Annotated in this window: 3 protein-coding genes; 1 reads left to right on the top strand and 2 read right to left on the bottom strand. The window is 68.2% G+C overall.

The window, feature by feature from the left end; all coding sequences use genetic code 11:
* Positions 1-993 (top strand): MFS transporter (locus tag AC1D12_RS29510; RefSeq protein ID WP_477844740.1); only part of this gene is annotated, 993 nt, incomplete at its 5' end.
* A 24-nt stretch (positions 994-1,017) separates the two neighbouring features.
* Here AC1D12_RS29510 and AC1D12_RS29505 read toward each other — a convergent pair.
* Positions 1,018-1,680, bottom strand: a complete 663-nt coding sequence (locus AC1D12_RS29505; protein WP_477827087.1) for a c-type cytochrome — start codon at positions 1,678-1,680, stop codon at positions 1,018-1,020.
* Position 1,681: 1 nt separating this feature from the next.
* The gene (locus AC1D12_RS29500; protein WP_477827086.1) at positions 1,682-2,893 is read right to left on the bottom strand and encodes a PQQ-dependent sugar dehydrogenase; all 1,212 of its coding nucleotides are present in this window, start codon (positions 2,891-2,893) and stop codon (positions 1,682-1,684) included.
* Positions 2,894-3,037: the final 144 nt, after the last annotated feature.

Raw genomic sequence — 3,037 nt, 5'->3', positions numbered from 1 at the left:
CTGATGGCCCTGTGCCTGGCGGGCCTGCTGGCCAACGCATTGACCGCAGCGCCCAGCGTGCTGGCGATCTACGCGCTCGTGGCCGTGCTGCAGGGTGCCAGCGGTTTCCACCGCCCGGCGCTGGAAGCGTTGACACAGAAGCTCGCGCGGCCCGAAGAGTTCGCGGCCGTCGCAGCGCTGTCGTCGGTGCGCGGAACGATCGGCATGGTGGCCGGGCCGGCGCTGGCTGGGCTGCTGCTGGCACGCTGGGGCGCGGTAGGCGCCTATGTCTTCGACTTCTGCACCTTTCTTGCGGCGCTGTTCTTCATCTCTCGCATCCCGCGGGCGGCCGTCGGCACGGTGGAGGCTCCGAGCGAACGGCCCCATCTGCTCACCGACTTGGCCGAAGGCCTGCGCTTCGCGTGGGCACGGCCCGCACTGATGGGAACCTACATCGTGGACATCGTCGCGATGGCCTTCGCGTTCCCGGTGGCTCTGTTCCCTGCCATGGCCGCGGCCGATGGGCGCACCGAGACCGTGGGCTGGCTGCTGTCGGCGATGTCGGTCGGTGCGCTGGTCATCGGCCTCTTCAGCGGCTGGACCGGCAAGGTCATGCGCCATGGCCGCGCGGTGGTCATCGCGGCGGCCGTGTGGGCGCTGGGCATCGTGGCGCTGGGCTTCTCGCCCAGCCTGACGCTGGGTCTCCTGTGCCTGGCGGTGGCAGGTGCGGCCGACATGGTCAGCGGCGTGTTCCGCGGCACGATCTGGAACCAGACCATTCCCAACACGCTGCGCGGGCGTCTGGCYGGCATCGAGATGATCAGCTACCTGACCGGCCCGCTCATCGGCAGCGCGCGCGCCGGCTTCATGGCCGACGCCTGGGGTGTGTCAGCCGCCGTCTGGATCGGCGGCGCGATCTGCTTCGCGGGCGTCATCGCCACCGGGTTCGCGCTGCCACGCTTCTGGGCCTATCGCAGCACACCGGTGGACGTTCCGGGAGCCGTAGTGGCCTGACCGTTGACGCGACGGTGCCGGGATTCACTTGCCGGTGAAGTTCGCGACATAGTAGGCCAGCACGTCCAGGTCCTGCACCGGCACCTGGCTCAGTGCCTCGGTCATCGCTCGCGTGTAGCCGGGCCGTTCGCCGGACTTGAAGCCCTGGAGCGTCGCGCGCACGTAGTCCTCCTTCTGGCCGCCGATGCGCGGCACGCCCTGGCCGCCCGCCAGATCGGTGCCGTGGCAGAACACGCACTTGTGCTGCTGCGCGAGGGCCTGCCCCTTGCTCATGCGCTCCGCATCGGGCGGCGCACCCGGCGCCGGCGCGGGCACCGGCGGCAGCGTGCCGATGAAGTCGGAGAAGCCTCGCAAGTCGGCGTCCTTCATCGGCTTGGCCAGCGCAATCATCGCGTCGTTGTTGCGGCGGCCCTCGCGGAACAGGAACAGCTGCGTGATCGTGTACAGCGACGGCTGGCCCGCCAGCACCGGCACGCCCGCCATGTCGCTGCGGCCGTTGGCGCCGTGGCAGGCGGCGCAGACGGCGCGAAAGCGCTCGGCGTAGTCAGCCGCGGCCGCCGCACCGGTGGCAGCCGCCGAGGCGGCGCTCGAGCGGGCGGCGGGCTTCTTCGTCTGCGCCTGCGCGTGCGCCCACGAGGTCGCCATCAGCAGGATGGCCAAGGTCGCGCTGCGCTGCCAGGCCCTCACGTCACTTGCCCTTGCCGCTGTAGCTGATGCGGTAGATCGCACCGGCGTGGTCGTCGCTGACGAGCAGCGAGCCGTCCTTCATCACGAGGAAGTCCACCGGCCGGCCGAGGTAGGTGTTGTTCTCGACGAAGCCCGTCATGAACGGCTCGACCTTGGCACCGCCCTTGCCGTCCGGCCGCGCCACGTAGACACCGTTGTACTTCTTCGTGCGGTTCCACGGCCCGTGGATGGCGATGAACATCGCGCCCTGGTACTTCGCCGGGAACATCTTGCCGGTGTAGAACTTCAGGCCGAGCGAGCCGGCGTGCGGGCCGAGCAGCGCGGCGGGCTTCACGAAGTCGTCGCACGACTTGCCCCATCCGAACTCAGGGTCGGGGATGTTGCCCTGGTGGCAATACGGATAGCCGAAGTGCTGCTTGCCGGGCTGCGTGACATGGTTCAGCTCGTCGTTCGGAATCTCCTCGCTGAGCCAGTCGCGGCCGTTGTCGGTGAACCAGAGGTCACCGGTCTTCGGATCGAAGTCGAAGCCGACCGTGTTGCGCACGCCCGAGGCGATCGTCTCGATGCCCGAACCGTCGAGCTTCATGCTGTAGATCTTCGCGTACTCGCCCGGATCGCAGATGTTGCAGGGCGCACCGATGTTGTAGTAGAGCTTGTCGTTGTGGACGCGCAGGTACTTCCAGCTGTGGTCGCTGCCGCCCGGCAGCTTGTCGTTCAGCACCGCGCTCGGTTCGCCGAGGTTGTCGAGCTTGTCCTCCACGTTGTCGTAGCGAACGATCTTCTTGTGGGTGGCGAAGAACAGCGAGCCCTTGTAGAACTCGATGCCGGTCGCCTGCTCGGTCTTGTCGATGATGACCTTCGGCTCGCGCTTGCCGTCGACAGCCTTCTCGGGCAGCACGTAGACCTTGTTGGCGACGAACAGCGTGCTGACGAAGATGTTGCCCTTGGCACCCTGGCGCAGCTCGCGCGCGTCGAGCACGCCCGAGGCCCAGGTCTCGACCTTGAAGCCGGGCGGCAGCTTGAACTTCGCGGTAGGCAGCTGGTCGGCCGCGGTCGGAATCGGAAACGCCGGCACCGGCGCCATCTTCATGGCCGTGTCGGTCTTGGGCCGGCCCTTGGCCCAGCCGGGTTCGGCATCCTGGGCGGAGGCCACTGCGGCTGCGCACATGAGCGGCAGCGCGGCGACGAACGAACGCAGGCGGATCTGATGCATGTCTCACTCCTGATGTGGTTGTGTGAGAAGCCATCGGCCCGCATGGTGACGAGCCCGTGGCCTCTGCGGTTATCAGTGTCGCGAGGGGGCATCTTGAGTCATGACCGTGGCGCTGTCCACCCGCGCCCGGGCACTCACCGAGCC

The organism is Rhizobacter sp. P1_G5, assembly GCF_056405435.1.
This window is presented reverse-complemented; position numbering and strand designations above follow the sequence as displayed.

Bases quoted from the DNA above. Each gene is read 5' to 3' on its own strand.
- AC1D12_RS29500 (WP_477827086.1), bottom strand. From the start codon at position 2,893: ATGCATCAGATCCGCCTGCGTTCGTTCGTCGCCGCGCTGCCGCTCATG.